This window comes from Dietzia sp. IBK-p2-15D (assembly GCF_057773105.1).
Genome location: NZ_JBYMTK010000014.1, coordinates 1 through 25,022, shown reverse-complemented (window position 1 = coordinate 25,022; position 25,022 = coordinate 1). Strand labels below are relative to the sequence as shown.

The following is a 25,022-nucleotide window of genomic DNA, read 5'->3' as shown; positions in this document are numbered from 1 at the left end:
CGCTCCTCAGATTCTCTCGATGATCGTGGCGGTGCCCATTCCGCCGCCGGTGCACATCGTCACCAGACCGGTGATGAGATCCCGACGCTCGAGTTCGTCGAGGACGGTCTGGATCAGCATCGCACCGGTGGCGCCGATCGGATGCCCGAGTGCGATCGCCCCGCCGTTCACGTTCACCCTGTCCTCCTCGATGTCGAGGTCTCGCATCACCTTCATCGGGACCGCGGCGAAGGCTTCGTTGATCTCCCAGAGGTCGACGTCGCCCACGGACATCCCAGCCTTGCGCAGAGCGATCTCCGCAGCCGGCCCCGGCGCGGTGAGCATGATGACCGGTTCGGCTCCCGCGGTCGCCGTGGAGACGATGCGTGCGCGCGGCGTCAGCCCCCGGGCCCGGGCGAAGTCGCTGGAGGCCACCATCACCGCGGCGGCTCCGTCGACGACGCCGGAGGAGTTCCCGGCATGGTGGACGTGGTCGATCGCCCCGACATCGGGGTAGGTGGCCCGCGCCATGTCGTCGTAGGACATCCCGCCCTCGCGGGGTTTGACGCCGGACCGTTCGAACGACGGCGGCAGCGTGGCCAGCGACTCGAGGGTGGTCCCCGCTCGGGGGTGCTCGTCCTCGTCGAGCAGGACCGAGCCGTCGTCACCGACGACGGGCACGATCGACCTGGCGAAACGGCCCTCGGCTACGGCCACGGCCGTCTTCTCCTGGCTCCGCACCGCGAAGGAGTCCACCGCGCTGCGGTCGAAACCCTCGAGGCTGGCGATCAGATCCGCCGAGATGCCCTGTGGAACCAGGGGATACCGCTCACGAAGCCTGGGGTTGCCGGCGTCGAGCGGCATCCCGTAGGAGTGCCGTGACATCGATTCGACACCACCCGCGACCACGAGGTCCTGCCACCCGGAGAGCACGCCCATGGCCGCGACCGTGATCGCCTGCTGCCCGCCTCCGCAGAAGCGGTTGAGGGTGAGTCCCGGTACCGTCACCGGCCATCCCGCGGTCAGCAGCGCTGATCGGGCGATGTCGTTGGCGTGCTCGCCGCCGTGTTCACCGTTGCCCATCACGACGTCGTCGACCCGGGCGAGGTCGACCTGATTCCGTTCCGCCAGCGCCCGGAGGACACCGCCGAGCAGTTCCTGCGGGTGCACTCCGTGCAGGCCTCCCGTGGCCTTGCCCTTGCCTCGTGGGCTGCGGGTTCCGTCGATGATCCAGGCCTCGCGCATGTCGCACCTCTCCATGGCCGATGCACCCCGGTAACCGATGCATCCGATTTAGTCGTTAACGCGATTGTCTACGACTTGACCATAGCGCATCGGCGGGGTCGCCGACAGGTCGGCACGACGCTTCATTTGGTCCATTCTGCGACTATTTAGCTATGGACATTTAGTGGCTCTGCTGCTACGGTCACGCACACCATCAAGGAGGAACCGTGCGAGTTTCGATCAGCTCCGACTGTCAGGGCTGCGGCATCTGTGAGGCGACCGCTCCCGACGTCTTCGAGGTCACGCCCGAGGGCGTGGCCAAGGTTCTCATCGACATCGTTCCGCCCGAACTCGAGCAGGCCGTCCGTCAGGCGGCAGACGACTGCCCGACCGAGGCGATCGAGATCGGTGACTGACCCACGGCGCCTGGTCGTCGTGGGTGGCTCCCTTGCCGGCCTGAGGGCTGTCGAAGCAGCGCGGAAGTCAGGCTTCGACGGCGAGATCGCCCTGGTGGGAGGGGAGCCGCGGCTCCCCTACGACCGACCCCAGCTGACCAAGGCCGTGCTGTCCGCCACGGCCCCCGCCGAGGTGCCGCCCTTCAAGACAGCCGCGCGCCTGACCGAGGATCCGCAGACGACCTTGCACCTCGGCGTCAGTGCCACCGGCCTGGACATCGAGTCGCGCGTAGTGGCCACCGACAGCGGAGACCTTGCCTTCGACGCGCTGGTGATCGCGACCGGGAGCAGGGCTCGCCACCTCCCGGGAACACAGCACATGACCAGAGTGCACACGGTGCGCGACGACCACGACGCTGTCCGACTGCGCGCTGCTCTATCCGAGGCGCGGTCCGTGGCGGTTGTCGGGGCCGGCTTCATCGGAGCCGAGATCGCGTCGACGGCCAGATCGCGCGGTATCGCGGTCACCGTTCTCGAGGCCGCTCCAGCCCCCCTGTCCCATGCGGTGGGCCCGTCCGTCGGCGCGTTGTTGGGCACTCTCCACGATCGGCACGGTACCGACCTCCGGCTGGAAACCGGGGTGGCCGGTGTCGTCGAATCGGGAAACGGGGCCACCCTGGCGCTCGGCGACGGTTCAGAGTTGACCGCGGACCTCATCGTGGTCGGCATCGGAGCGCAACCCAACATCGAATGGCTGGGCGCCGCACTCCCCCTGGGCAACGGCCTCCTCTGTGCCCCGGACCTCTCCATCGGCCGGCCCGAGGTGGCCGCCGCCGGTGACGTCTGCAGTTGGGTGGACCCACGGTGGGGCATCCGCTCGCGGTTGGAGCACTGGACCACGGCCTCGGAGCAGGGCGCCCATGCGGCGCGCACGGTACTCAGTCCCCGGGATACGGTCCCCTACTCTGCGATCCCCTATTTCTGGTCCGAGTGGTACGGCGTCAAGATCCAGATGGTGGGCCGCACGGACGGTGATGACAGCATGGTCATCGGCGCCCCCAAAGGCTTCACTTTCGTCGCGCTCTACCGCAAGGGAGATGCGCTCTGGGGTGCGCTCACGGTCGGCCTACCCGGCGAGACGAACAAACTTCGCCGCCTCCTCGCCGAGCGGACCAGCTGGTCGGAGGCCGTGGACTTCGCCCGTGGTCGTGTGGGCTCGGCAACGGTCACGTAGTAACGACTCCGGGTGGACCGGCCGTCCGCCCGGAGCCTCACGGCGCTCAGAGGCCCGCGAGCTCCCGCGACAGTGTTCCCTCGCGCAGAGCGTTCCCCAACAGCCGGTGCTGGGCGGTCGCCGACCCGAGCAGGGTCTCCAGAACCAGCGCGCGACGCAGGTAGGTGTGGAACGAGTGTTCCCACGTGAAGCCCATTCCTCCCAGGAATTGCTGGCAGTGTTCTCGGGCCGTTCCGGTGAACCGGCAGGCTGCCGCCTTGGCCAGGGCTGCGCTCTCCGTGCTCTGGTCCTCCCAGGACGCCTCGGCAGACAGAAGCGCCACCTCCTGCCACAGCCGGACATCGGCCAGCTTGTGCTTGACCGCCTGAAACGACCCGAGTGCCCGGCCGAACTGCTCGCGGGAGGTGACGTGCTCCACGGTCATCCGCAACATCTCCCCCCCGATCGCGACGAGTTCATGTGCGAGCGCACGCTTCCCGGCGGCCGCCATCCGCGCCCACGCCGCCACCGCCTCATCGCCGGAGACCACCCGTTCGGAGACCGAGTACCTACCGGCAACGGTGACCCATCCGGATTCCGGGTCGATGGTGCCGGAGGCGTCCGAGGGAGAATTCATCTCCACCGTGACGAGAGCACACTCGGAATCCCCCCGGAAACAGGGCACGAGCACCGGCCCCGACCCTGCCTGGACCACGCCGTCGACGTCTACCTCGGCATCGAGCAATCTACTGGCGGGCTCCGCGCTTCCTCGTCCCGGGAGCACCACACGCGTCCCTTCGGACAGTCCCAGACCGGACATCGCCCTGAGGATGTCGTCGAGGAAGGTCGCGGGGAGCAAGAGCTCCCCCTGCAGGGAGAACAACGTCGTCACTGCAGCCTGTGCTTCCTCCTCGAGGAGTTCGTGCCAGCCAAACTCCTCGACGGCACGGCGGACGTCGGCGGCCCCTCCGCTCCGGACCGCCTTCCGCAGACTGTCAGACACCTGGGCCAGTTCGTGTGCTTCCATTCCCACTCCTCAGCTTGCGACGCGCGGTGCGGCGTCATCCACGGGGCAACCCGAGGATTCGTTCGGCGATGATGTTGCGCTGGATCTCTGCGGCTCCCCCGTAGATCGAGGAGGCCCTGCTGTACAGATAGTCGTTGCGCCAGCCGTGCGAGGCAGCGTCGGTTCCGAAGAGAACCTGGTTGCCCATTCCGTTGAGCGCCGCACCGAAGAGGAACTTCTCGGCTGTCGACATGGCGAGCTTGTCCAACGAGGGCGACACACCCGGCGAGTCACCCTCCGAGAGGGTGCGGACCGTCCGCCGGGACAGCAACCGCATGGCGTGGATGAGCTCGAGAGATTCCCCGAGCGTCGCATCCGGCGTGTCGCCGGGGTCAGCCGCGAGTTCGTCCAGTCGGGAGCGCAGCCAGGTCTGTCGCTGCCAGGCGGCAGCCCCGCGTTCGCCGCTGAGCACATACATCGCGACAGCCCAGCCGCCGTTGACCTCACCCAGGACCCTGCTCTCGGGAATGCGGACGTTATCGAAGTACAGCGAACAGAACTCGTCGTCGCCGTTCATGCTCCGCAGCGGTGCGATCTCGATCCCGGGGGTATCCATGTCCAGGAAGAACGCGGTGATCCCCTTGTGTCCGGAATCGGGGGAACCGGTACGGGCCAGCAGCACGCACCGGTCAGCGTATTGTGCCCAGCTCGTCCAGACCTTCTCCCCTGACACCACCCACGCATCACCGTCCCGAGTCGCGCGCAGGCGCAGTGACGCCAGGTCGCTTCCCGCGCCGGGTTCGGAGAACCCCTGGCACCACGACTCGTCTCCGCGCAGGAGGCGCGGCATCATCTCGGAGGCGAGCTCCCTGGACGCGAATTCGGCGACCGCGGGCCCGAGCACCTCCTGGGTGGCGAACGAGAACGGGGGAGGGTAACCCGCCGACGCCAGTTCCTCACTGACGATGCTGCGCATGATGGGTTGACCGCCGAGGCCACCGATGGCCTCGTCCCAGCCGAGCCTGATCCACCCGGCGTCGTACATGATCCGCTGCAGCTGCCGCAGACCGGTGAAGATGTCCGAGATCTCCGTGCCCGGATCCCTGAACTCCTCCAGTTCTGCACGATGGTCCCCCATCCAGCGGCGGAAGGCCTCCCGGCACTCCTCGACGGTCTCTGGTACTCGGAGTTGACTGCTCACGCCGACTGCTCCTCCACTCGGTCCTCCATGGTGGAGGACGCGATCACTCCGCTCTGTTGCAACCTGCAGATCTCCGCCACGGAGACGCCCCAGTCCAGAAGTGCCTCCTCGGTGTCCTCTCCGGGGCAGCGAGGCGCGGTCGGCGTCACCGCGGGAGTGCGGCTGAACCGTGGGGCGGGAGCGGGTTGCGAGACGCCGCCTACGTCGATGAACCCGTCCCTGGCACGTGCGTGTGCGGACGCTGCCACCTCGGCCGGCGCGAGGACCGGACTCACGCATGCGTCGAGGTCGGCGAACACTTCGGACCACTCGTCACGAGTGCGCTCCTTGAAGGCGGCCTCGAAGCGTTCCCGCAACTGGGGCCAGGTCCGCCGTGCCATCCGGTCGGGGAGATCGGCCGGGTCGAGTCCCAGTCCCGCGAGCAGGTGAACGTAGAACCGTGTCTCCAGGGCGCCCACGGCCATGAATTTTCCGTCGGCCGTCTCATAGGTGTCGTAGAAGGGGGCGCCTCCGTCGAGGAGGTTCGTGCCTCGTTCCGCTGACCAGTTGCCCTCGGCGTTGAGCCCGTGCACGAACGCCGTCAGCAGGGCGGCGCCGTCGACCATCGCGGTGTCGACGACCTGCCCCCGGCCCGACACGTTCCTCTCGTGCAGGGCCGTCATGATTCCGAAGGCGAGCAGCATCCCACCTCCTCCGAAGTCGCCGACGACGTTGAGCGGCACCATCGGACGCTCTCCGCGTCGGCCCATCGGCTCGAGCGCGCCGGACACAGCGATGTAGTTGATGTCGTGGCCGGCTCGCGGTGCGAGCGGGCCTTCCTGACCGAACCCCGTCATCCGCCCGAAGATCAACCGGGGGTTCACCGCCAGGAGGTCATCCGGGCCCAGGCCGGATCGCTCCATCACCCCCGGACGGAACCCTTCGACGATGACGTCTGCCTGAGCCGCCAGCTGCTTGACCAGGGCGACGCCCTCCGGAGTCTTGATGTCGACGGCAACAGAACGGCGGCCGCGCGCCAGGGGGTCGAGCGGCGCGCTACGGCCGGGCCTGACCTTGTCTGCACGGTCGATGCGGAGGACCTCGGCTCCCTGATCCGCCAACATCATGCAGGCGAAGGGTGCCGGGGCGGTGCCGGCCATCTCGAGGACCCGGAGGCCCGCGAGCGGCCCAGCACTCATGATGTCGCCCCTGCTTCGAGAATATGAACGGCGCATGCGGACGCCAGGCCGATCACGTGTGTCATTCCGACTCGTGCGCCCTCGATCTGCCGGTCGCCAGCCTCGCCGCGGAGGTGTGTGGCGACCTCGAAGAGGTTTGCGATACCGGTCGCCCCGATCGGATGCCCCTTCGAAAGGAGGCCACCCGACACGTTGACCGGCGTGCTCCCGTCACGTGTCGGCTTGCCGGAATCGATGAAGTCGCCAGCGCCGCCCGGTTCACACAGACGGAGGTTGTCGTAGTGCAGTAGTTCGGCAGTGGCGAAACAATCGTGCAGCTCGACCAGGTCGAGGTCATCCGGACCGATACCCGCCTGCTCGTACGCGGCGTCCGCCGCCATCCGGGTGAGAGTGTTGACGTCGGGCTGCACCTGACCGCCCTCGGTCCACGGGTCGGAGGTCAGGACGGACGCGGAGATCTTGACGGCCCGCTTCCGCACATCCGGATCGAGCGTCCGCAGACGGGAGTCGGAGACCAGGACGACCGCGGCCGCGCCGTCTCCGGTCGGGCAGCACATGGGGAGCGTGTTGGGGTAGGCGATCACCTCGGCGGACATGACCTCATCGAGCGTGAACTCCTTGCGGTACTGCGCCAGGGGGTTCAGGACGGAATGCGCGTGGTTCTTGACTGCGACCTTGGCGAACTGTTCCGCGGTGACCCCGTGCTTGAGGGCGTAGTCCGTCCCAGCCTGGGCGAACACCCCGGGCATCATGCCGGTCCCCAGCAGACCCTCGGTCTTGACTACTGACCCGTAGCGGCCCTTCGGCGTGAAGATCTTCTTCTCGCCCCGGGCCTTGGCCGCGCCGCCGAGCATGCCCATCTTGCCCATCTTCTCCACGCCCACCGCGAGTGCGGTATCGCACTCTCCGGCCTTGATCGCCATCATGGCGACGCGGACGGCGGTCGCGCCGGTGGCACACGCGTTCACCACGTTGTACACCGGGATCCCGGTCTGGCCGATCTGCTTCTGCAGCCTCTGCCCATTGTGGGAGTTCGCCTCATAGACGTTGCCCATCGCGAGAAGTCCGATGTTCGCCATCGTCTGACCCGCATCGGCAAGGGCATCGAGCGAGGCCGTCGACGCGAGGTCGAGGAGGTCCTGGTCGGCGAACCGACCGAACTTGGTCATCGAGGTGCCGATGATCCAGATGTCTTCTGCGCCCATGTCAGTTGTCTCCGATCGGTTCGAACCCGAAGGCGATTGCGGTGGTCTCGTCGTCGTCCTGACCCGCGGGGAAGGTGACAAGCCGGACCTTGAGACCTGGCGTGATGAGCTCGGGATCGGTGACCCCGCGCAGGTTGGCTTTGACCACCCCTCCTCCGTCCAGCTCGACCACACAGGACGTATAGGGCGCGTCCAGGCCCTTGGCGGCGCGGTGCACGATCGTGTAGGCCGTCAACACGCCCACCGTCGCGAGCTCCCTGACCCGGAACTCGGTGGCGGAGCACCTCGCACAGGCGTTGCGGCGATCGAAATAGAGCGCGCCACAGGCAGCGCACTCGTTGGATATGAGGTGGGGCTCCGGCGTCAGTGCCAGGTAGTCCACCGCGGGGATCGTGTCAGGCATGAGCCCTCCCGGAGTTTGTCCGACTATTCCTTGATTTATAGATAGTCTATTGCACGACTATTGACAAGTCGAGGCTTCTTGCGAGATCGCTCCGGGGCGCACCTCAGGAGAGCTCCCGCCGGCCATCGACATCCCCGCCGAGGACAACCTCGCCGTCGACAGAGCGCTTGAGCCTGGTCAGTCGGAGCCGGGCGATGCGCCATTCGCCGTCGACCTTGCGGTACTCCTCCGTGTAGTGGCCAAACCCGGTCAGGAATGGGTAGCCACTGCCCTCGCCCGGCTCGACCCGGTCGTACATCGCCCAGATGCCGTGCGCACGCCCGTCGCCGACGATGTCGATCTCCGGCATGTGTCCGTGATGGACACTCATCGCGCGGCCCAGGTGCGCTTCGATGGCAGCGATGAATTCATCGACCGAACCGGGCGAGGTCGTCGACTCGCCGATCTCGAACACCGCATCCTCGACGAAAAGGCTCCGGAGCTCGGGCCACCAGTGCAGATCCACATAGCGGAAGTAGCGCGCCTTGAGCTTCTTGATCTCCTCGACGTCGGCGAGCCGCCGGGTCAACCCCCGAAGCTCCTCGAGTTCGGATGTGGACATGATCGTCTCCCTCGTACTTGTGGCGCTCGGCCCACAAGACGGACCAGGCGCGCGCCTGGTAGCGCTCCATATAGTCTAGCTTTCGACAAGTGACACCTAGATGATTTGCGTGCGGGGCCGTCCACGCCCACCTGAACTACGGTGAAGTGTGACCGGCGCATCGATCCGCGACGGACCCGCGCCCAGACTTGCCCGGAGTCCGGCACCACACCAAGCCCCGACCGAGAGGAACGGCATGACCGCCGAGACCGAGTTCCAACTGCGGAATCTGATCGCACGCTCCAGCGATGCGGTGTGGCGTCAGGACGCCAGCAGTTACGCCAGCTGCTGGGCCCGCGAGGGCGAATGGAACATGATGGGCGAAAGGACGCGCGGTCGCGAAGCCATCGTCGCCCGTTGGCAGAAGTCGATGTCGAGATACCAGCGCGTCTGGCAGGAGTCGCACAATATCGCCTTCGCGCTCGACGGCGAGACGCCCGCGGCGCGCCTCTACCTCGTCGAGCACCTCATCTCCATGGAGGGCCCGCCGGTACTGCTGAAAGGGGTGTACCACAATACGTTCACGTTCGAGGAGGGAGCGTGGCGCTTCGCACGCCGTCATGTGGATATCGCCTACCTCGGGCCGATGGATCTCACCGGACAGTGGTTTCCGATGATCGATCACGGGCCGGGACCCCACGATCCCGACCCGACGCGAGACTCCACCCCCGATCGGGCGGCGCGCGAGAACGCCACTACGTAGTAGTCACCGGAGCCTCTCGTCGATCCCCCACGGGGCGGGCACCGCTCTCACGTTGGAATGCCCCACGCTGGGGCGAGTTGAAGTGTTAGAGTCTTAGATAGTTTAGTACACGACTATCGGGAGAGGGATTCCCATGCCCCTGGATCCAGCCGCCATCGGCGCCACCTCCGAACCCACCCGTGTCACGTGGAACGCCCGTGACTGCATGTTGTATGCACTCGGGGTCGGCGCGGGCACCGAGGACTTGGCCTTTACCACCAACAACACCCGAGACGTCCCCCAGCAGATGTTGCCGACGATGCCGGTGACCCTGGGCGTCGACTTCAGCGTTCTCAAGCAGGCGGGCAAGATCGACTGGACCCGCCTGCTTCATGCCGAGCAGGAGATCCACCTTCTCGGGGAACTCCCGGTTGACGGTGAGGCTGTGGCCACGACGCGGATCGCGGAGATGTGGGACAAGGAGAAGGCCGCGCTCGTCGTGGCCGAGACCGAGGGCCGTACCGCCGACGGCACACCCCTGTGGAGGAGTCGAGCGTCACTCTTCATCAAGGGTGCCGGCGGCTGGGGCGGCGAGCGCGGCCCGTCCTCGACCACCCCGGAACCGGCAGGGCCGCCCACTACGACCACGTCATACACGGTGGCCGACAATCAGGCCCTGATCTATCGCCTCTCGGGGGACTACAACCCGCTCCACTCCGATCCGTCGTTCGCGGCACGCGCCGGCATGGACTCCCCGATCCTCCACGGCCTATGCACCTTCGGTTTCGCCGGGCGCGCGGTACTCGACGCGGCAGGCGGGGACCCGACCCGGATCGCCTCGATCGGGGCGCGTTTCGCCTCGCCAGTGTGGCCGGGCGACACGTTGCACGTCGACGTGTGGCAGTCGGGGGACCGGACCGTCCGGTTCCGGGTCAGGGGCCGCGACGACAAAGTGGTCCTGAGCAGCGGCACGGCCAGGCTCAGCTGAGGGTGCGAGCAGTAATGGACCAGAACGTACTGCTGGCCAGGGAATCCATACGGGATCTCGTCGCCCGATACAACCTCTATGGCGACACCGGGCGACTGAGAGAGATGGCAGCGCTCTTCGGCACCGACGGCGTGCTGGAGTACGTCGAGCACGGCGATCGCCAGCAGTACGTCGGCTGTGATCGGATCCTCGAGTTCCTGGAGAGATACGCCGCACGTCTGAGCTCCGGCTCGGATCGGCCTAGCCCGGTGTTCCACAGCGTGGGAACGCACGTTATCGACGTCGTCGACCGCGACCACGCGCGGGGCACGGCCTACGTTCACATGCTCGGATCGGGCGGCCTGGTCGAGTGGGGCCACTACCGCGACGGGTACCGACGCGACGAGGACGGGTGGCGATTCGCCAGCCGACGGGCGACCACCGTGGGGCGGGCATGAGCACCCCGGGTTGGCAGCCACTACTCGACCGGCTCACCAGCGAGCAGGATCCGATCCGCCGACGAAACCTCGAGGTCGTCGGCAGACACGTGGTCGAGGAAGTCGCCGGCAACATGGAGGCACTCATGGCCACACTCGTCCCGGACCCGACCTACACGATCTGGGGCGCCTCAGACAGCACCGGCCCGAACGGCCATGACGAGGTCCTCGCCTGGTACCAGGCCCTGGTCCGGAGTGGACGCAACCGACTTGACTACGTGCTGCACCGGGTCGTCGTCGACGAGGAGACCGTCGTGACCGAAGGCGACTTCCACTACGCCTTCGCCGGAAGCGAACTCGCTGTCACACAGGCGGAGTCAGGTGAGGAGGTCCATCCTGACGGTCGCTATCTGGTCAGCCACCGTGCACTGGTGCTGTGGCCGATCAACTCCGAGGGACTCATCGAAGGCGAGCACATCTACGCTGGCGAGCACCATCGTGTGCTCCGGGCGCTCTCCGACGGAGAGAAGACCGAACTGGGAACCGCAGGAGGGGACAGGATATGACCGGAACCGCAGGACTGGAATTCGATACCAACCTGCTCCACGAGTCCCGAGCCAACCTTCGTCAGGAGATGCTCCTCGACCCTCCGTGGACTGAGGTCATTCTGGTTCGTCACGCCCAGCAGTCTTTCAGCGATGAGGACCTGGCGGCGGGCGGAGCATCCGGCCCCCGCCTTTCCGACACCGGTGCCCGCCAAGCCGATCTCACCGGCAAACATCTCGCCGCCGAACCGCTCGCGGCGGTCTACTCGAGCCACCTGACCCGGGCATCGTTGACAGCTGGCGCCCTCTCGCGCCATTCGAGCGAGACCCTGACCGTGGAGATCCGCCCCGAACTACGCGAGATCGAGGCAGGAGGGGGCGGACGCGAGGACAGCGCCGCGGTCCGCGATCGGCTGACCTCTGTGCTGACAGGGATCGCCGAGGCCCATCCGGGTAGCACAGTCGCAGTGGTCAGTCACGGCGGAGCGATCAGCACCTTTCTCGCCTCGATCCTAGGAATCCAGCAGGACATCTTCTTCTTCGCCACCCACGCCTCGGTCACGCGAGTCCGCTTCCGCGACGGCCGGTGGGCCGTGCAGACGGTCAACGAATGCACCCATCTCCGCGACCACGATCTGGTCACCCACTGAGGGAGTCGTTCGTTTCTGCAGCACACTTCAGCGTCGAACAGCGTCTCGACCGACTCGAGTCGATCGAGACGATCCGAGCTCTGAAGGCCAAGTACTGCCGATGCGTGGACACGAAGGACTGGGTCTGTTTCGCCAGTATCTTCACCGAGGATCTCGTCATCGATTTCGAGGAGTCGACCAGCCACCCCGGAAAGACGGTCGGCGGCTGTGCTCCCGGACGCGCTTGACCCGACTCAAGCGGGCCCTTCTCTGAGTTCCCTTGCGCACGGACACCCGAAAGAACCCGACACCTCGCAGTTGAGCACCGGACGGGATCGAGCACATCGGTCTCGTCGGTTCGCCCCTGAGCAGGGCCGCGATCGTCGCGCGGGAGCCGGAGACCCTCCCCGGCAGGCTCACTGCCGAGGAGGGCCGGCTACGTTCGGACGAACGCGGTGCACTTCCGGACCAGGGTCCGGCCGCTCAGGATTCCGGTGTGAGAACGACCGGGAGCGAGGCGATTCCACGCAGCATGAAGCTGGGGTGATAATCGATGTCGGAGAGCTCTCCCTGCGGGACCATCTTGTCGATGCGGTCGAGCAGCAGCTCCAAAGCGATGACGGTCTCGCGCCGTGCCAGGTGCATGCCCAGGCACAAGTGCTCGCCGCGGCCGAACGACAGGTGGCGGCTCTTCTCGTTCTTATCGGAGATCTCGGCTGGACACGCGAACACCTCGGGGTCCCGGTTCGCGGCGGCGTAGATCATGTAGACCATCTGTCCCGCTGTGATCTCGACTCCGCCCAGTGTGTAGTCCTCGTTGACGGTCCGGAACATCCCTTGCGTCGGGGCCTCGAGGCGCAGCATCTCCTCGATGAAGTTCGGGATCAGGCTACGGTCGTGCTTGATCTCGGCGAAGAGCTCGGGCCTCTCGGTGAGGGTCAACAGGCAGGTGCCCATGAGATTCGTCGTGGTCTCGTTGCCCGCGACGAGGAACTGGACCAGCATCTGGAGCAGCTCATCACGGGTCAGAGGCCGATCGCCGTCGATGCGCGAAACGATGAGGTCGGACAGCAAGTCATCACCAGGGTTGGCTATCCGGTCGTCGATCTGCTCGTCGAAGTAGTCGTAGAAGTCGTTGACCCGCTGGAAGAGGTTGATGATCTGTTCGCGGGTGAGGTTGAACGCGCCCACACCCTGGGTGAACGCTATGGTCCATTGCTTGAAGTCCTCCATTCGCGAGGTGGGCACTCCCAGGATCGAGGCGATGATGGTCATCGGCAACGGGAAGGTGAACTCCTGGACGAAGTCGACCGTCCCCTTGGCGACGACCTCATCGGCGAGACGCTCGGCGACCTTGGTGATGGTCGGGACCATCTTCTCGACGCTCTTCGGGGAGAACGCCGCCGTGACGAGCCGCCGCTGTCGCTTGTGCTCGGGCGGGTCGCAGTTCACGAGCACTGGTGATTCGGCGAGGCCGAGGCGGCGCGCGGCGTGCCGGCGCGTCTCCTCGGGATAGCTCTCGTCCTCCACGATTCGTCCGGCGAGCGAGGTCACCGACCCCGGTCCGCTGTTGAACCGGCTGGAGAACAGCTCAGGCTGCCTGAGGATCTCGAGCACCTCGTCGTACCTCGTCACCACCCACGCGTTCAGCGCCCCACTCCACGCGATTGGGTACTCCTTCTGGAGCGTCTCGTAGATGGGGAACGGGCACTTGCGGGCTTCGGGCTCGACGGCGACCAGCTCGTCGAGCCCTGTTCCGTCCGGGATGGTGGTGGGCCAGGAGACCTTCGGCGTCATCGTATGTTCCTTAACTCCCCGGCTTTCTGAGCGTGGGGATGGTGTCAACGTGGGAATACTGTCTCGGCACCGCTGACGTGATTCATCTCGGGGACGGTGATGGCCGCGAGGTGGTGCCAGGCCATCCCCCGACGGTGCCGTTCGTCTGTCACGACCGCGCGGCAGCGCGCAGTTCAGGCGAGGAAGTCGACCATCGCCTTGGTGTCCTTGTAGTAGACGTCGATCTCGGTGATCTGACCGTCGTCCAGACGGTAGACCTCGACCATGGGGATGGTCAGTGAGTTCTCCACGCCTTCGCGCGAGAAGGTGGCCTTCTGCCGGGTGATGACGTTCTCCTCGTCGACCTCGAAGATGTCGATGTCGGACACGGTGAGGGTGGCGAGCGAATTGATCTTGTTCATGAGGGCACGCAACCCTTCCTTACCCTTCCACTCCCCGCCGTAGGGGAGCTCGAGGGCTTCGCGGACGACGATGTCCTCGTGGAAGGGATCGGACTGGCCGTCGACGCTCGCGTCGGTGAGCTCGCCCTTGATCCCCTCCTCGGTGGCTAGGCCGAGCGTGCCGCGGATGATGTTGCCGGCGCGAGTGTTCACGATCTGATCTCCTCTGGTTCTGAGAATTCTGTCGGGTGTGATTCGAGAGCGCCCACGGTCATCGCTCGAGACGATCGAAGGTGAGCTGGAGCTTGACCGGCGCCTGGACCGCGCCCGCCTGGTAGATCGGCCCAGCATCGGGTCCGGCCGGGCGGATGTTGGTGATCCGGCTGAGCAGTTCGTCGAACGCGACCTCGATCTGCAGCCTCGCGAACGTTGCGCCCAGGCAGTTGTGCTCGCCGTGACCGAACGCGAGATGTCGGGAGTCACCGCGGTCGAAGTCGAGTTCCTCCGCGTGGGGGAAGTGCTCGTCGTCATGGTTCGCCGAGGCGAACATGATCATGACGATGTCGCCCGACTTGAGCTTCTGATCGCCGAGGACCGTGTCCCGGGTGACCAGCCTGCGTAGCGCGATGACCGGCGACTGGAACCGCAGGAGTTCGTCCAGGTCCTCTCGGACCCAGTTCCTCCCACGCAGCCGCTCCTCGAGCGCCGGATCGTGTGCGAGCGTGGCGGTGATGTTGGAGATGGCGCCGCGGGTGGTGTCGAGGCCGCCGATGAACAGGACGGTGACCACACCGACCTGCTCCTCCATCGTCAGCGGACGCCCGCCCTCCACGGTGGCTTTCGCCACGGCGGCGATGATGTCGTCCGCGGACCCCGCCGTCGACCGCTCGGCAAGATACTCCGCAGCGAGTATCGCGAGGCCTTGGTAGGACTCGGGACTGTTCTCCCGCACGATGCGCTCCACAGCGGTGACCGCGGTCGCCAACCTCGACGGATCATCCTCGTCGAAGATGACCTTCGCCGCTGCCGCCGAGGTGTACGGGATCGCGAAATCCTGGATGAAGTCGAACTCGTCCTTGTCGATGAACGTCTGAATCGCGTCCCTGGCGAGCTCTCGGAGTACCGGTTCGTACTGCTTGAGGTGAGGGCGCGTGAAGAACGGCTGCAGGAAGGCACGGAAGTCCTCGTGCAGCGGGGGGTCGACGTCGAGAGGTGGCAGGCGCACCGGGCTCGGCAGTGGTGAGGACTCCTTCGACGAGAAGGTCTCCGGATCCGAGAGGACCTGCTTCGCCAGGGGGAACGTCGTCACCATGTACATGCCGCCGTAGGCGGACGTGTGGGCGACCGGACACTTCTCGCGGGCGTACTTCATCGCCCCGGGCATTTTCGCGAAGCACGCGTCGTCGAAGAGATCGAAGCTGGCGAGGACGTCCCGTTCGGGATCGGCGGTCGTAGACAAGTGGCGGCCCTCCTGGTCGCGTTCGGGCCGTCGATGACCGGTAATCATCTAGACCTCAATTGCTGATGCCTAGATCACTTTAGCGTGAGCTACGCCACACTGTCTAGCGAGTCTTCCCAACCCGGCCCGCAGGCCCGGTGCGACCGCGCGCCCCTTGAGGGCCTCGAACTGCGACGATGGCCGATGCGCAAATTAAGTCGTGACATAGATCATCGCATACTCTACTATTGAGTTCGCGGTCAAAACTGTGATCGCCACCACATCCTCGCGCCGGCTCGGACGCGATGCGGCGGGCTAGCGACGTGTATCGCCTCTGCCTGAACCGCACCGGATCACACGAAAGCAGAGTGCCCATGACTTCGAACGTCGACACGTCCCTCGATTGTGATCTGTTGATCATCGGCCTGGGGATGACAGGTGCATGCGCGGCGCTGGAAGCTCGATCGAAGGGTGCCGACGTGCTGGTGCTCGAACGGGCGACCGCCGGCGGGGGGACCAGTGCGCTGACCGAGGGTGTCATCTACCTCGGCGGCGGCACACGCCTCCAGCGAGATCTGGGCGTCGAGGACTCCCCGGAGGACATGTACCGCTTCATGGACGCCATCTGCGGCGTGTCCAACAAGGCGGTGCTACGACGCTACTGCGACGGCAGCCCCGATCACTTCGACTGGCTCGAGTCCCAGGGCGTCCCCTTCTCTCGCGAGCTCTACACCGAGAAGCACATTTGCCCTCCCCAGGGGCCCGGACTCTACAGCAGTGGTAACGAAAAGGTATGGCCGTACCGAGAGTTCGCGGCACCGACTTATCGCGGGCACCTCGTCAACGGGCCGTCGGGCAACGCCGGGTCGAAGATGATGGAGGTCCTCCTCGCCCGCTGCGAGGAAGAAGGTGTCCGTGTGGTCGGTGATGCACGGGTGCAGGACCTTGTGGCCGACGCCACCGGCCACGTGACGGGAGCCCGCTTCCGCCGACACGGAGAGGACCACACCGCGACCACCCGCAGGGGGGTCGTGTTGGCGACCGGTGGCTTCCAGATGAGCGAGGAGATGGTCGCCCGTGACTATCCGTTCCTGCTCGAGAACGGCGTGCCCATCGGCGAGGACTCCAGCGACGGCGCCGGCATCACGATGGCGCAGGGCATCGGCGCGGACACCGAATCGCCCGGCGCGATCCATGCGACCGCCAGCCTCTATCCGCCGGGGGAACTCGTGCGCGGCGTGATCGTGAACAAGCTCGGCGTGCGCTTCGTCGCCGAGGACAGCTACCACGGCCGCACCTCCGCATTCATATTCGACCAGCCCGACAGGAAGGCCTACCTCATCGTCGATTCACAGATCTTCGCCTATCCGGATTTCGCCGAGCTGTTCGGCTACGCCGTGGTGGACGGCTGGGAGACCGTCGAGGAGATGGAGGCCGCGCTGGACATGCCGGACGGCGTCCTACAGTCGACACTGACCACCTATAACGAGTTCGCCGCTGCGGGCCGCGATCCGCAGTTCGGCAAGCATCCCGACTGGCTGGTTCCGCTCGCCGACGGGCCCTACGCCGCCTTGGACCTCTCCCCTGACACGGTCAAGTACCACTACCACTCGCTCGGTGGCCTGAGGGTCGACGAGGAGGCCCGGGTGCTCGGGGGCGGTGGTGAGCCCGTCCCCGGCCTGTACGCGGCGGGGGCCTGCGCGGCCAGCATCATCCAGACCGCCAAAGGATACGGCAGCGGAATGATACTCGGAGGAGGCTCCTTCTTCGGCCGGGTGGCAGCACAGCATGCTCTGACGCGGCAGTGATCAGCACGCGTGAGTGGACTGGCCGGCCGGCGCGAGCGAATCGGACGAGGAGAGGTGAGTTGAATGACAGTCGGGAATGCCGGAGGGGCAGACGACGCTGACCGCCGACAGAGTGTCGCGCTGGTGACCGCGATCTCGACGGTCGAGCTGATCGATCTCGTGGAGCCTATGCCCGGGCCGGGCGAGGTGACCGTCGCGATCGACCTGTGTGGGGTATGTGCTGCGGAGGTGCGCGCGTATGTGACGGGCACCGGCCACGGCCCCACCCTGTGCGGCCACGAGTGGACCGGTCGGATCGATCGGGTCGGCTCGGGCGTCGAAGGCTTTCCCGAGGGGCTGCGTGTGGTGGTGGCCGTTCCCGATCCTTGCGGTGACTGTGCTTCGTGTGCGGCACACCGCCCGGAGTTCTGTTCGTTCGTCATGGCAGTTGCGAGGGGCCGCGACGTCTCCCCCGCGCAGCCACATGGCGGGTACGCCCAGTGGCTCACGGTACCCGCCTATCGTGTTCTGCCCGTTCCCGACTCGGTGGCGGAGACCTCGGCGGTGATGGTCGAGCCGGCCGCTGTGGCGTGGCACGCGGTTCGTCGCGGGGCTGTCGACCCGGGCGAGAAGGTCCTCGTCCTCGGCGCCGGCCCGATCGGCCTGCTCGTCCTCGCGTGCGTGCAGGTCGCCGGGGCCCGGCACGTCTCGGTAGTAGACCGCAACACTCCGCGTAGGGCCGCTGCCCAGAAGCTCGGGGCGCAACCGGTCCTCTCCACAACCGGTGCCGGAGGCACCGGTCACGACGTGGTCTTCGAGTGCACCGGCGATCCGGACATGCTCCAGCAGGCAGTCGACGCGGTGCGCCAAGGCGGCCGGGTCGTGTTGGTCGGTGACGCCGCGACTGCAACCATCGCACCCCGACTGTGGCTCGCCAAGGAGGTCACCGTCATCTCGGCGGCGGGCTACTCCCGGTCGGAGATCGTCGAGGTCCTTCAGCTGATGGCCGACGGCAGGCTCGACCCGACCGCCCTCCATACGCGAACGATCGCACTGGACGGGCTGTCCGACAGCCTCGCAGACCTCGCCGACCCGCTCACCGAGGACGTGAAGATCGTCCTCGACCCCAGGATCTAAGGAGAACTGATGAAGATCGGACTGCGCTACGACATGCGCGCCCCGGACCTCGGCCCGGGTTCGCCTACCCCGCGTGAGCTGTACAAGGCGGCAGTGGAGCAGTGCTCCTGGGCTGATGACCGTGGATTCGATACCGTCTATCTGGCGGAACACCACGGCGCCGAGGACAACTACTGCCCGTCGCCGATGATCCTCGCGGCCGCCATCGCCGGAGCGACCACGCAGATCGAGATCCACTTCTCGGCCCTGTGCATCACGATGCACGACCCACTCCGGGCGGCCGAGGACCTGGCGGTCCTCGACCTCATCGCCGGGCCCGGCCGCGTACTCGTGACGGCAGGCATCGGATACCGCCCCCACGAGTTCGAGATGTTCGGTGTCGACTTCGAGAACCGCGGGAAGGTGTTCGAAGAGAAGCTCGAGACCATCAGCACCGCGTGGACCGGCGAGGAGTTCGAGCACAACGGCACTCGTGTCAGGGTCACCCCTGTACCCGGAACCCCGGGTGGGCCGACACTTTACATCGGTGGAAATGCCAAGCCCTCGGCCCGACGGGCGGCCCGGATGGGACTGGGGTTCCGCCCCGCCACCGAGGAGCTCTACGACTTCTACATCGAGCAGTGCGCCAAAGAGGGCCAGCCACGGCCCGAACCGTTCCCGAGACACGGGCCGGCGTTCGTCTATGTCGCCGAGGACCCGGAGAAGGCATTGCACGACGTCGCGCCCCACGTCCTCCACGCCAGCAACATGTACGCATCGTGGGCGGGTGAACGATCGAACATGAAGGTCAACGGCTACTGGCAGGAAAAGGAGGGGCTCGACTCGATCCGCGAGGATCCGAACATCTGGATCCTCAGTCCGGATGAAGCGGTGGACCGGATCGCCGCCCTCGACGACGACTACGAGCTCCGGCTCCACCCCCTGCTGGGCGGACTCCCGCCTGAGCTCTCGTGGCGCAGCCTCGAACTCCTCGCAGACTCCGTCCTTCCGCGAGTCAGGGCACTCACCCGGACCTAGGGGCTCGATCACCCACCCGGTGTGACCACGCCGGGCACACGATCCCCCTCCTCCCATCCCATCTCTCCATCAACGAAAGTCGGTGACCTCTCATGGTCGACATCAACAGCCCGTGGGTCGTGGACAGCACGCTCAGCGAGCACTACCCCGTGTACACCAGAGGCAATGCAGGCGAGGTGGCCGGAATGGTGGCCTCTCCCCTCCAGCAGACGGTCATCAGCGGATGGCGCTCGGAGACCGCCTGGCGTCAAGCACTGATCGATTTCGGCGCCTTCGACGAGCACGAGTTCAGCACGGACTCACTCGACATCCTCGGGATCATCCACGGGTACATCTACATGAACCTGTCGATCCAGCGGATCTTCGGCGTCAGGATGCCCGGTGCGAGCCCCGAGCTCATGGATCGCACGTACCTCGGCCCCAGTAGCGGAGCCCCCGCCTACGAGCCCAGGCCGGGCGATGACGCCCCGCAGTACGTCGAACGCATCGGCGCCAGTATCGCTCGTGTCATCGGCACCACGTCGCGACCCGATCTGGACGAGGATGCGAAGACGGTGCTCGCACTGCGCCGGGCACGGCCCGACTACTCGGCGATGTCGGACCACGAGCTGGTCGACTACTCGAACAAGGTCCATGAGGAGCACGTCGCGGAGCTTCTGCGCCGGCACATGCTCATGATGTACGAGTCCTCCATCGTCACCGGGTTCCTCGACGAGGCGGTCAAGTCGCTGGAAGATCCGACCCTCAGCGTCCGACTGATGGGCGGGTGGGGCGGAGTCGCCTCTGCGGCACCGGCCATGGCGTTGTGGATTCTCGGCCGGGACGCGGCCGGCTCCGCGGCGGTCACCGCCGAGTTCGACGCGGGTGTCCAGGGCGCCGTCGACCGGCTCCGATCCAGCGACGACGCGAGCGCGGGTGAGTTCGTCGAGAAGTTCGACGCCTTCATCTCCGAATACGGTTCGCGCTCGACCCAAGAGTGGGACATCTTCCCCCCGGACTGGGAGTCGAACCCGGAGATGGTCACCTCGATGATCAACAAGTACCGGAAGCTGTCCGACGGTGCGTCCCCGGCAACCACGGGGGAGCGCGTCGTCCGCGAGCGCGAAGCTCTCCTCGACGACCTTCGCCGGCGACTCGGAGAGGACTCGGAGGCCTGGGGCACAATCCAGGCGGCCGTCAACTCGCTCTCGGTGTGGATGCCTGCACGCGAATTGAGCAAGACCAACTTCATCAAGGCGCTCCACGAGGTGCGGCTCCCGCTGCGCGAGCTCGGCCGACGCTTCGAGGAGCGCGGGCTGCTTGACAGCTACGAGGACCTCGCCCTGCTGCGCCTCGACGAGGTGGTGCGATTCATCGACGACCCGTCGGTCGCATCGGTCATCCCCGAGCGTAAGGAATGGGCCGCACAACTGGAACAGCTGGAGCCGCCCTTCATCGCCGTCACAGGACAGGTCCCGAGCCCGTCGAGCTGGGAGAAGCGGACCGATCCCCCGGTACTGCCTGTCGTCGTCGCCGGTGACATGCTCTCCGGACTGGGCGCCTGCCCCGGTTCGGCCACTGGAGTCGCCCGGGTCGTCATGTCCCCTGATGACGCCGATGAACTCGGGCCGGGCGAGATCCTCGTCGCACCGGAGACGGACCCGGGTTGGATGCCGCTGTTCACCACGTGCTCGGGCGTCGTCGTCAACGTGGGTTCCCCGCTGAGTCACGCGGCGATCGTCAGCCGGGAACTCGGAATCCCGGCGGTGCTCGCCGTGGAACAGGCCACCAAGCGCATCAAGTCCGGCACGTTGATCACGGTTGACGGCACCACCGGAACGGTCACTGTCCACTAGACGGCTCGACACACGACCGGAGACGGGCGGGGAAGATCCCCGCTCGTCTCCGGTTGTGTTCGGGGATCACACCCCCCGGTAGTGGTGGAGCGGGAACCTGCATCAGTGGATCGGTGGTCACCTTCGTCGTCGATCTGGTGCCAGGCTTGGTGGCCAGGGTGAGGCGGCATCGGCTGAAGACTTCCAGGCCGATGGCGTCCCGGCCTGCGGAAGGTGACCACGACGCCGGTGCGTCGCCGGAGTTGGCGGTTGAGCCGTTCTGTTGAGTTGTCGGACCGGATCTGGCGTCAGACGCTGCCGGGAACCCGGTAAGGGCGGCCGTCGGGGTACTACAGCCGTCGGTCGAACTACAGGCGCACGACGGTGGCGGTTACGGAACGCGGCGACCTACTCGTCGACGGATTCGGCCATGCGGGGGACCAGAGGAGCGGTGATCGTGAAGGCCCGGTTCGAGTGAGTCGTAGGAGATTCCTCAAAGGATCACGCGGTGCCTGCCCTACATCCGTTGTCGCCACGGATGTCGCACGATCTCGGCCATCGAATTGCACGACCCCCGGGGGGGTACTATGTGCTCGGGCTCAGAGCTCCAGCACTAACCGCTCGCCCTTGGAGCGACTGCAGCAGATCATCATGACGTCGTTGGCCTCCTGCTCGCTCTCGGTCAGGTAGTCGTCGCGGTGATCGGGGATGCCCTCGAGAACGCGGGTCTCACACTCTCCGCAGTAGCCCTCCTCGCACGAGAAGGGCTGGTCCGGGAGGATCTTCTTCACCTCGGCGAGGATCGTCGAGCCCGCGTCGACGGTGAGGGTGACCCCGGTCTCACGAAGCTCTACCTCGAAGGATGCCCCGGAGGTGTCCAGTGGACCGCTCGCAGCGAAGCGCTCGAAGTGCAGTCCACCGAGATGGTCGTGCCGGGTGAACTCGGCGGCCACAGCGTCGATCATCGGCCCCGGCCCACAGGTGTACACCTCGGCGCCCGCGGGCGCGGCCGCCATGATCGCCGCTAGATCGGGGTAGCCGCGGGCGGTCTCCACCCAGAAATCGACGGCGTCACCGTGCGCGGCGAGCAGGTCGCGGTACGCCATCGAGGACTCGGTCCGCCCCCCGTAGACAAGTTGCCAGTCCGCACCACGGCGACGGACCTCGTCGATCATGGGAATCATCGGCGTGATGCCGATCCCTCCGCCGATGAAGAGGTAGTGCTCGGCGTCCGCGAGTCCGAAGTTGTTTTTCGGAGGCTTGAGTTCAAACGTGATCCCCTCGACCGCAGTCTCGTGGAGTTCCTTCGATCCGCCCCGCCCGTTCTCTTCGTTCAGGACCGCGATGGTGTAGCGAGTGTGGTCGGTGGTGTCGCCGCAGAGCGAGTACTGCCGCGCGAGTCCAGAGGGGAGCTGGACGTCGATGTGCGCCCCCGGATCCCAATCCGGCAGATCGGCGCCGTCGGGATCACTCAAGGAGATCTCGACGATGCGGTCGGCGATCTCGCGGACTTCGACTACGCGAAGTCTCAACGACGTGGAGTTGGTGACCATGAGACAGTCCTCTTCGATCCGGTGGGTACACAACACCCGGTGGCAGCGGGCCGATGTGGGATATGTGTCGCACCTAGATAATCGCATTATCAACTATCTAAAGTCAATGTATCGGCGCGCTCCGGGGTCACGTGACCGAGAAAGAGGTGCGGCGTCGACAACGGCAGCATTCCGACGATCGCGGGCACCACGCCTACAGCGTCCGCCCCACGCTGCTGCCCTGCGCTATCGCTTCACGAAGCCTCACCGGGACGAGTGCATCGCCCACGACGTGGAGACCGCCGGCGAAGTCTTCTCGCACCACCTCGGTGACGTCGGAGTTCGGAAGGTTCACGCTCACCACGACCACCGCGTCGGTGGCGATCGCAAGGGTTCGCCCCGATCCGAGGAACTCGATCTCGCATTCGCGTGCGTCCACATCCCTGAGTACCGCGTTGGCGTGATGAGTCAGACGTGGATGACCGGCCAGACGATCCCGCGCCGCCTGCACGGTGGACACGGGTTCGGGCACGGCCACTCCGAACGTGTCCTGTCGAGAGACCAGGGTGACGTCGGTGCCCCTTTCCACCAACGCTTCGACCACAGAGACCGCTTCGAAGTCACCGACGTCGTCGACGACGACCACGGAGGCGCGGTGCCCCAGGTTGCCACCGAAGCCGAACACCTCCCATGACGTACGCAACAGTCGCTGCTTGGCCGGAGAGAACTCCCGGAGCGGCCTGGCCATCGAGAAGCCGTCGCCGCGAGGCGACGACCCTGTCGCCACCACGATGTCGTCGGGAGCCAGTTCGGCGACGATGTCCGGTTCCAACGGCGTCTTGAGCCGGACGTCCACCCCGAGCCGGCGCACCTCGGACTCGAGCCAGTGGACGTGGGTTCCGAAGTCCGCGCGATGGGGGGCGCTGGCCGCGATCGCGACCTGACCGCCCAACCGACCGGTCAGCTCGAGCAGCGTGACCGAGTGCCCGCGCAGTGCGGCCATCCGAGCGGTCTCGAGCCCTGCCGGCCCACCGCCACCGATGAGAATGCGACGTGCCTCATCCGCTGGTCGGATCACGGCCGCAGGCGCCCCTTCCCTCCCCGCCTCCGGGTTCACCACGCAGCCGAAGTCCCCGCGTCGGGATGCCACGCACCCCTCGTTCGTGCCGATACACGGCCGGACCTGCCCCTCCAGACCTTCTCTGCTCTTGGCAATGAGGTCGGGGTCCGCGATGAGGGCACGAACCATGCTGACCATCTCGGCACCCCCCTCACGCAGAATCCGGTCCGCGTGGTCGAGCGTCATGATCCGCCCGGTCACGATCGTGGGAACGGAAAGCCGACGAGTCACCGCAGTCGACGACTCCAGTTCGTATCCGAGTGGCGCCCCGTCCCCGGTCGCCATCATCTGGTCGAAACGGTAGTAGCCGCCGTAGGCGACATCGACGAAATCGACGTGCTCCTGGACAGCCAGGGCCACATCACCGGCGGCCGCGGGATCCATTCCACCGGGGACCGCTTCGTCCCCGGAGATGCGGACGCCCACGGCGAAGTCGTCACCGACTTCCGCCCTCACCGCGGTCAGGATCTCGCGCAGGAAGCGCACCCGGTTCTCCACACTCCCGCCGTAGTCGTCGGACCGTCGATTCGTCAATGGGGACAGGAACTGCGCGATCAGATAGTTGTGGCCGGCATGCAACTCCACACCGTGGAGTCCACCCCGTTTCGCCCTACCGGCCGCGGCGGCGAACCCTGCCACCATCTCGTCGATCATCATCTGCGTCATCGGGATCGGAGTCGTCCCCCGCATCGGATTCGGAATGGCGCTCGCAGCCCAGGGTGGTCCCCCTTGAGCATTCTGACGCCCGGCTGAACCGCCGTGCCAGAGTTGCTGCATCACCTTCATCGGATACGGTTCCAACGCCGACATGAGTGCGTGGTACTGCGGAATCACGCTGTCGAGATGTGACGCGATCTCCATCGGCGCCGACGGATGTACAGACGAGGCTCCGAGGATAGACAACGCTACACCGCCCCGCGCTCGTGCCAGGTGGTAATCCGTGAGGTTCGATTCGCCGCCGGCGAACGGCTGGTGGGTGGTGTGCGCCGTCCGGACAATGCGATTCACCAGGGTGAGCTTCCCGATGTCCAGCGGCCGGAAGACGTGCGGGTACCGCTCAGCCATGAGTTCTCCAGTCGTGTGAATTACACAAGTAGTGAGCCAGCGGCCGTGGTCCGAACCGGCCTCAACGGACTCTACGGACACTCCGGCCGATGATCTATTGCAAAATAGTCGCCTTATAGAGTTTACTTTGAGGCGTAGGTCACATTTACGAGGAGGAAGAACGCATGGTAGACATCTCGCGTCCATGGATCGTGGATACCCCGCTCAGCGAAAGATGGCCGGTCTACACCC

General features: G+C 66.1%; 24 protein-coding genes and 1 pseudogene. 12 read left to right on the top strand and 13 right to left on the bottom strand.

Going from position 1 to position 25,022, the window contains the following annotated elements:
- Positions 1-6: 6 nt before the first annotated feature.
- Positions 7-1,224, bottom strand: coding sequence for an acetyl-CoA C-acetyltransferase (locus AC3DEV_RS15410; protein WP_488372648.1), 1,218 nt, complete (start codon positions 1,222-1,224; stop codon positions 7-9).
- Between the two features lie 206 nt (positions 1,225-1,430).
- Between AC3DEV_RS15410 and AC3DEV_RS15405 the strand changes: the two genes are divergently transcribed.
- Positions 1,431-1,619: a ferredoxin gene (locus AC3DEV_RS15405; protein ID WP_488372647.1), complete on the top strand. Its 189-nt coding sequence runs from the start codon at positions 1,431-1,433 to the stop codon at positions 1,617-1,619.
- Positions 1,612-2,832 (top strand): NAD(P)/FAD-dependent oxidoreductase, encoded by a 1,221-nt coding sequence (locus tag AC3DEV_RS15400; RefSeq protein WP_488372646.1) that lies wholly within the window; start codon positions 1,612-1,614, stop codon positions 2,830-2,832. Before AC3DEV_RS15405 ends, AC3DEV_RS15400 begins: the two co-directional genes overlap by 8 nt.
- Positions 2,833-2,878: 46 nt before the next feature.
- Here AC3DEV_RS15400 and AC3DEV_RS15395 read toward each other — a convergent pair whose 3' ends face one another.
- The 6 genes from AC3DEV_RS15395 to AC3DEV_RS15370 form a co-directional block, all read right to left on the bottom strand.
- A complete protein-coding gene (locus tag AC3DEV_RS15395) occupies positions 2,879-3,838 on the bottom strand; it encodes an acyl-CoA dehydrogenase family protein (protein ID WP_488372644.1) in 960 nt (319 codons plus the stop codon).
- A 34-nt stretch (positions 3,839-3,872) separates the two neighbouring features.
- Positions 3,873-5,018 (bottom strand): acyl-CoA dehydrogenase family protein, encoded by a 1,146-nt coding sequence (locus AC3DEV_RS15390; RefSeq protein ID WP_488372643.1) that lies wholly within the window; start codon positions 5,016-5,018, stop codon positions 3,873-3,875.
- The gene (locus tag AC3DEV_RS15385; protein WP_488372642.1) at positions 5,015-6,196 is read right to left on the bottom strand and encodes a CaiB/BaiF CoA transferase family protein; all 1,182 of its coding nucleotides are present in this window, start codon (positions 6,194-6,196) and stop codon (positions 5,015-5,017) included. Before AC3DEV_RS15385 ends, AC3DEV_RS15390 begins: the two co-directional genes overlap by 4 nt.
- Positions 6,193-7,401: a thiolase family protein gene (locus tag AC3DEV_RS15380; RefSeq protein WP_488372641.1), complete on the bottom strand. Its 1,209-nt coding sequence runs from the start codon at positions 7,399-7,401 to the stop codon at positions 6,193-6,195. Before AC3DEV_RS15380 ends, AC3DEV_RS15385 begins: the two co-directional genes overlap by 4 nt.
- A gap of 1 nt (position 7,402) precedes the next feature.
- Positions 7,403-7,804: a Zn-ribbon domain-containing OB-fold protein gene (locus AC3DEV_RS15375; protein WP_488372640.1), complete on the bottom strand. Its 402-nt coding sequence runs from the start codon at positions 7,802-7,804 to the stop codon at positions 7,403-7,405.
- A gap of 103 nt (positions 7,805-7,907) precedes the next feature.
- On the bottom strand, positions 7,908-8,405 hold the full coding sequence (locus tag AC3DEV_RS15370; protein ID WP_488372639.1) for a nuclear transport factor 2 family protein: 498 nt from the start codon (positions 8,403-8,405) through the stop codon (positions 7,908-7,910).
- A 235-nt stretch (positions 8,406-8,640) separates the two neighbouring features.
- On the opposite strand from AC3DEV_RS15370, the gene AC3DEV_RS15365 reads away from it, so the two are divergent.
- From AC3DEV_RS15365 to AC3DEV_RS15340, 6 genes are all read left to right on the top strand, one after another.
- Complete coding sequence (locus AC3DEV_RS15365) at positions 8,641-9,147, top strand: YybH family protein (RefSeq protein WP_488372638.1); 507 nt, start codon at positions 8,641-8,643, stop codon at positions 9,145-9,147.
- A gap of 133 nt (positions 9,148-9,280) precedes the next feature.
- A complete protein-coding gene (locus AC3DEV_RS15360; RefSeq protein ID WP_488372637.1) occupies positions 9,281-10,114 on the top strand; it encodes a MaoC/PaaZ C-terminal domain-containing protein in 834 nt (277 codons plus the stop codon).
- 14 nt (positions 10,115-10,128) lie between these two features.
- The gene (locus AC3DEV_RS15355) at positions 10,129-10,551 is read left to right on the top strand and encodes a nuclear transport factor 2 family protein (protein ID WP_488372636.1); all 423 of its coding nucleotides are present in this window, start codon (positions 10,129-10,131) and stop codon (positions 10,549-10,551) included.
- Positions 10,548-11,096, top strand: coding sequence for a nuclear transport factor 2 family protein (locus AC3DEV_RS15350; RefSeq protein WP_488372635.1), 549 nt, complete (start codon positions 10,548-10,550; stop codon positions 11,094-11,096). Before AC3DEV_RS15355 ends, AC3DEV_RS15350 begins: the two co-directional genes overlap by 4 nt.
- Positions 11,093-11,725: a histidine phosphatase family protein gene (locus AC3DEV_RS15345; RefSeq protein WP_488372634.1), complete on the top strand. Its 633-nt coding sequence runs from the start codon at positions 11,093-11,095 to the stop codon at positions 11,723-11,725. The genes AC3DEV_RS15350 and AC3DEV_RS15345 overlap by 4 nt, the downstream gene beginning before the upstream one ends.
- On the top strand, positions 11,686-11,952 hold the full coding sequence (locus tag AC3DEV_RS15340; RefSeq protein ID WP_488372633.1) for a nuclear transport factor 2 family protein: 267 nt from the start codon (positions 11,686-11,688) through the stop codon (positions 11,950-11,952). The genes AC3DEV_RS15345 and AC3DEV_RS15340 overlap by 40 nt, the downstream gene beginning before the upstream one ends.
- Positions 11,953-12,187: 235 nt before the next feature.
- Here AC3DEV_RS15340 and AC3DEV_RS15335 read toward each other — a convergent pair whose 3' ends face one another.
- The 3 genes from AC3DEV_RS15335 to AC3DEV_RS15325 form a co-directional block, all read right to left on the bottom strand.
- Positions 12,188-13,501: a cytochrome P450 gene (locus AC3DEV_RS15335; protein WP_488372632.1), complete on the bottom strand. Its 1,314-nt coding sequence runs from the start codon at positions 13,499-13,501 to the stop codon at positions 12,188-12,190.
- Between the two features lie 173 nt (positions 13,502-13,674).
- A complete protein-coding gene (locus tag AC3DEV_RS15330; protein WP_488372631.1) occupies positions 13,675-14,094 on the bottom strand; it encodes a nuclear transport factor 2 family protein in 420 nt (139 codons plus the stop codon).
- A 58-nt stretch (positions 14,095-14,152) separates the two neighbouring features.
- Positions 14,153-15,340, bottom strand: a complete 1,188-nt coding sequence (locus AC3DEV_RS15325) for a cytochrome P450 (RefSeq protein ID WP_488372630.1) — start codon at positions 15,338-15,340, stop codon at positions 14,153-14,155.
- A 353-nt stretch (positions 15,341-15,693) separates the two neighbouring features.
- Here AC3DEV_RS15325 and AC3DEV_RS15320 point away from each other — a divergent pair, with 353 nt between their 5' ends.
- From AC3DEV_RS15320 to AC3DEV_RS15305, 4 genes are all read left to right on the top strand, one after another.
- Complete coding sequence (locus AC3DEV_RS15320; protein ID WP_488372629.1) at positions 15,694-17,127, top strand: FAD-dependent oxidoreductase; 1,434 nt, start codon at positions 15,694-15,696, stop codon at positions 17,125-17,127.
- 63 nt (positions 17,128-17,190) lie between these two features.
- Positions 17,191-18,243, top strand: coding sequence for a zinc-dependent alcohol dehydrogenase (locus tag AC3DEV_RS15315; RefSeq protein ID WP_488372628.1), 1,053 nt, complete (start codon positions 17,191-17,193; stop codon positions 18,241-18,243).
- A gap of 9 nt (positions 18,244-18,252) precedes the next feature.
- The gene (locus AC3DEV_RS15310; protein ID WP_488372627.1) at positions 18,253-19,260 is read left to right on the top strand and encodes an LLM class flavin-dependent oxidoreductase; all 1,008 of its coding nucleotides are present in this window, start codon (positions 18,253-18,255) and stop codon (positions 19,258-19,260) included.
- Positions 19,261-19,352: 92 nt separating this feature from the next.
- On the top strand, positions 19,353-21,095 hold the full coding sequence (locus AC3DEV_RS15305) for a PEP-utilizing enzyme (protein WP_488372626.1): 1,743 nt from the start codon (positions 19,353-19,355) through the stop codon (positions 21,093-21,095).
- A gap of 88 nt (positions 21,096-21,183) precedes the next feature.
- Here the strand turns inward: AC3DEV_RS15305 and AC3DEV_RS15300 are convergent.
- From AC3DEV_RS15300 to AC3DEV_RS15290, 3 genes and pseudogenes are all read right to left on the bottom strand, one after another.
- Positions 21,184-21,382, bottom strand: a pseudogene (locus AC3DEV_RS15300) (IS256 family transposase); the annotation flags it as partial.
- Between the two features lie 291 nt (positions 21,383-21,673).
- Positions 21,674-22,627 carry a PDR/VanB family oxidoreductase gene (locus AC3DEV_RS15295; RefSeq protein WP_488372625.1) on the bottom strand — a complete coding sequence of 318 codons (954 nt, stop codon included), beginning with the start codon at positions 22,625-22,627 and terminating at the stop codon, positions 21,674-21,676.
- Positions 22,628-22,820: 193 nt separating this feature from the next.
- Complete coding sequence (locus AC3DEV_RS15290; protein WP_488372701.1) at positions 22,821-24,791, bottom strand: oxidoreductase; 1,971 nt, start codon at positions 24,789-24,791, stop codon at positions 22,821-22,823.
- Positions 24,792-25,022 lie beyond the last annotated feature (231 nt).

Bases quoted from the DNA above. Each gene is read 5' to 3' on its own strand.
- AC3DEV_RS15410 (WP_488372648.1), bottom strand. From the start codon at position 1,224: ATGCGCGAGGCCTGGATCATCGACGGAACCCGCAGCCCACGAGGCAAG.
- AC3DEV_RS15395 (WP_488372644.1), bottom strand. From the start codon at position 3,838: ATGGAAGCACACGAACTGGCCCAGGTGTCTGACAGTCTGCGGAAGGCG.
- AC3DEV_RS15385 (WP_488372642.1), bottom strand. From the start codon at position 6,196: ATGAGTGCTGGGCCGCTCGCGGGCCTCCGGGTCCTCGAGATGGCCGGC.
- AC3DEV_RS15380 (WP_488372641.1), bottom strand. From the start codon at position 7,401: ATGGGCGCAGAAGACATCTGGATCATCGGCACCTCGATGACCAAGTTC.
- AC3DEV_RS15375 (WP_488372640.1), bottom strand. From the start codon at position 7,804: ATGCCTGACACGATCCCCGCGGTGGACTACCTGGCACTGACGCCGGAG.
- AC3DEV_RS15370 (WP_488372639.1), bottom strand. From the start codon at position 8,405: ATGTCCACATCCGAACTCGAGGAGCTTCGGGGGTTGACCCGGCGGCTC.
- AC3DEV_RS15365 (WP_488372638.1), top strand. From the start codon at position 8,641: ATGACCGCCGAGACCGAGTTCCAACTGCGGAATCTGATCGCACGCTCC.
- AC3DEV_RS15360 (WP_488372637.1), top strand. From the start codon at position 9,281: ATGCCCCTGGATCCAGCCGCCATCGGCGCCACCTCCGAACCCACCCGT.
- AC3DEV_RS15355 (WP_488372636.1), top strand. From the start codon at position 10,129: ATGGACCAGAACGTACTGCTGGCCAGGGAATCCATACGGGATCTCGTC.
- AC3DEV_RS15350 (WP_488372635.1), top strand. From the start codon at position 10,548: ATGAGCACCCCGGGTTGGCAGCCACTACTCGACCGGCTCACCAGCGAG.
- AC3DEV_RS15345 (WP_488372634.1), top strand. From the start codon at position 11,093: ATGACCGGAACCGCAGGACTGGAATTCGATACCAACCTGCTCCACGAG.
- AC3DEV_RS15340 (WP_488372633.1), top strand. From the start codon at position 11,686: ATGCACCCATCTCCGCGACCACGATCTGGTCACCCACTGAGGGAGTCG.
- AC3DEV_RS15335 (WP_488372632.1), bottom strand. From the start codon at position 13,501: ATGACGCCGAAGGTCTCCTGGCCCACCACCATCCCGGACGGAACAGGG.
- AC3DEV_RS15320 (WP_488372629.1), top strand. From the start codon at position 15,694: ATGACTTCGAACGTCGACACGTCCCTCGATTGTGATCTGTTGATCATC.
- AC3DEV_RS15315 (WP_488372628.1), top strand. From the start codon at position 17,191: ATGACAGTCGGGAATGCCGGAGGGGCAGACGACGCTGACCGCCGACAG.
- AC3DEV_RS15310 (WP_488372627.1), top strand. From the start codon at position 18,253: ATGAAGATCGGACTGCGCTACGACATGCGCGCCCCGGACCTCGGCCCG.
- AC3DEV_RS15305 (WP_488372626.1), top strand. From the start codon at position 19,353: ATGGTCGACATCAACAGCCCGTGGGTCGTGGACAGCACGCTCAGCGAG.
- AC3DEV_RS15295 (WP_488372625.1), bottom strand. From the start codon at position 22,627: ATGGTCACCAACTCCACGTCGTTGAGACTTCGCGTAGTCGAAGTCCGC.
- AC3DEV_RS15290 (WP_488372701.1), bottom strand. From the start codon at position 24,791: ATGGCTGAGCGGTACCCGCACGTCTTCCGGCCGCTGGACATCGGGAAG.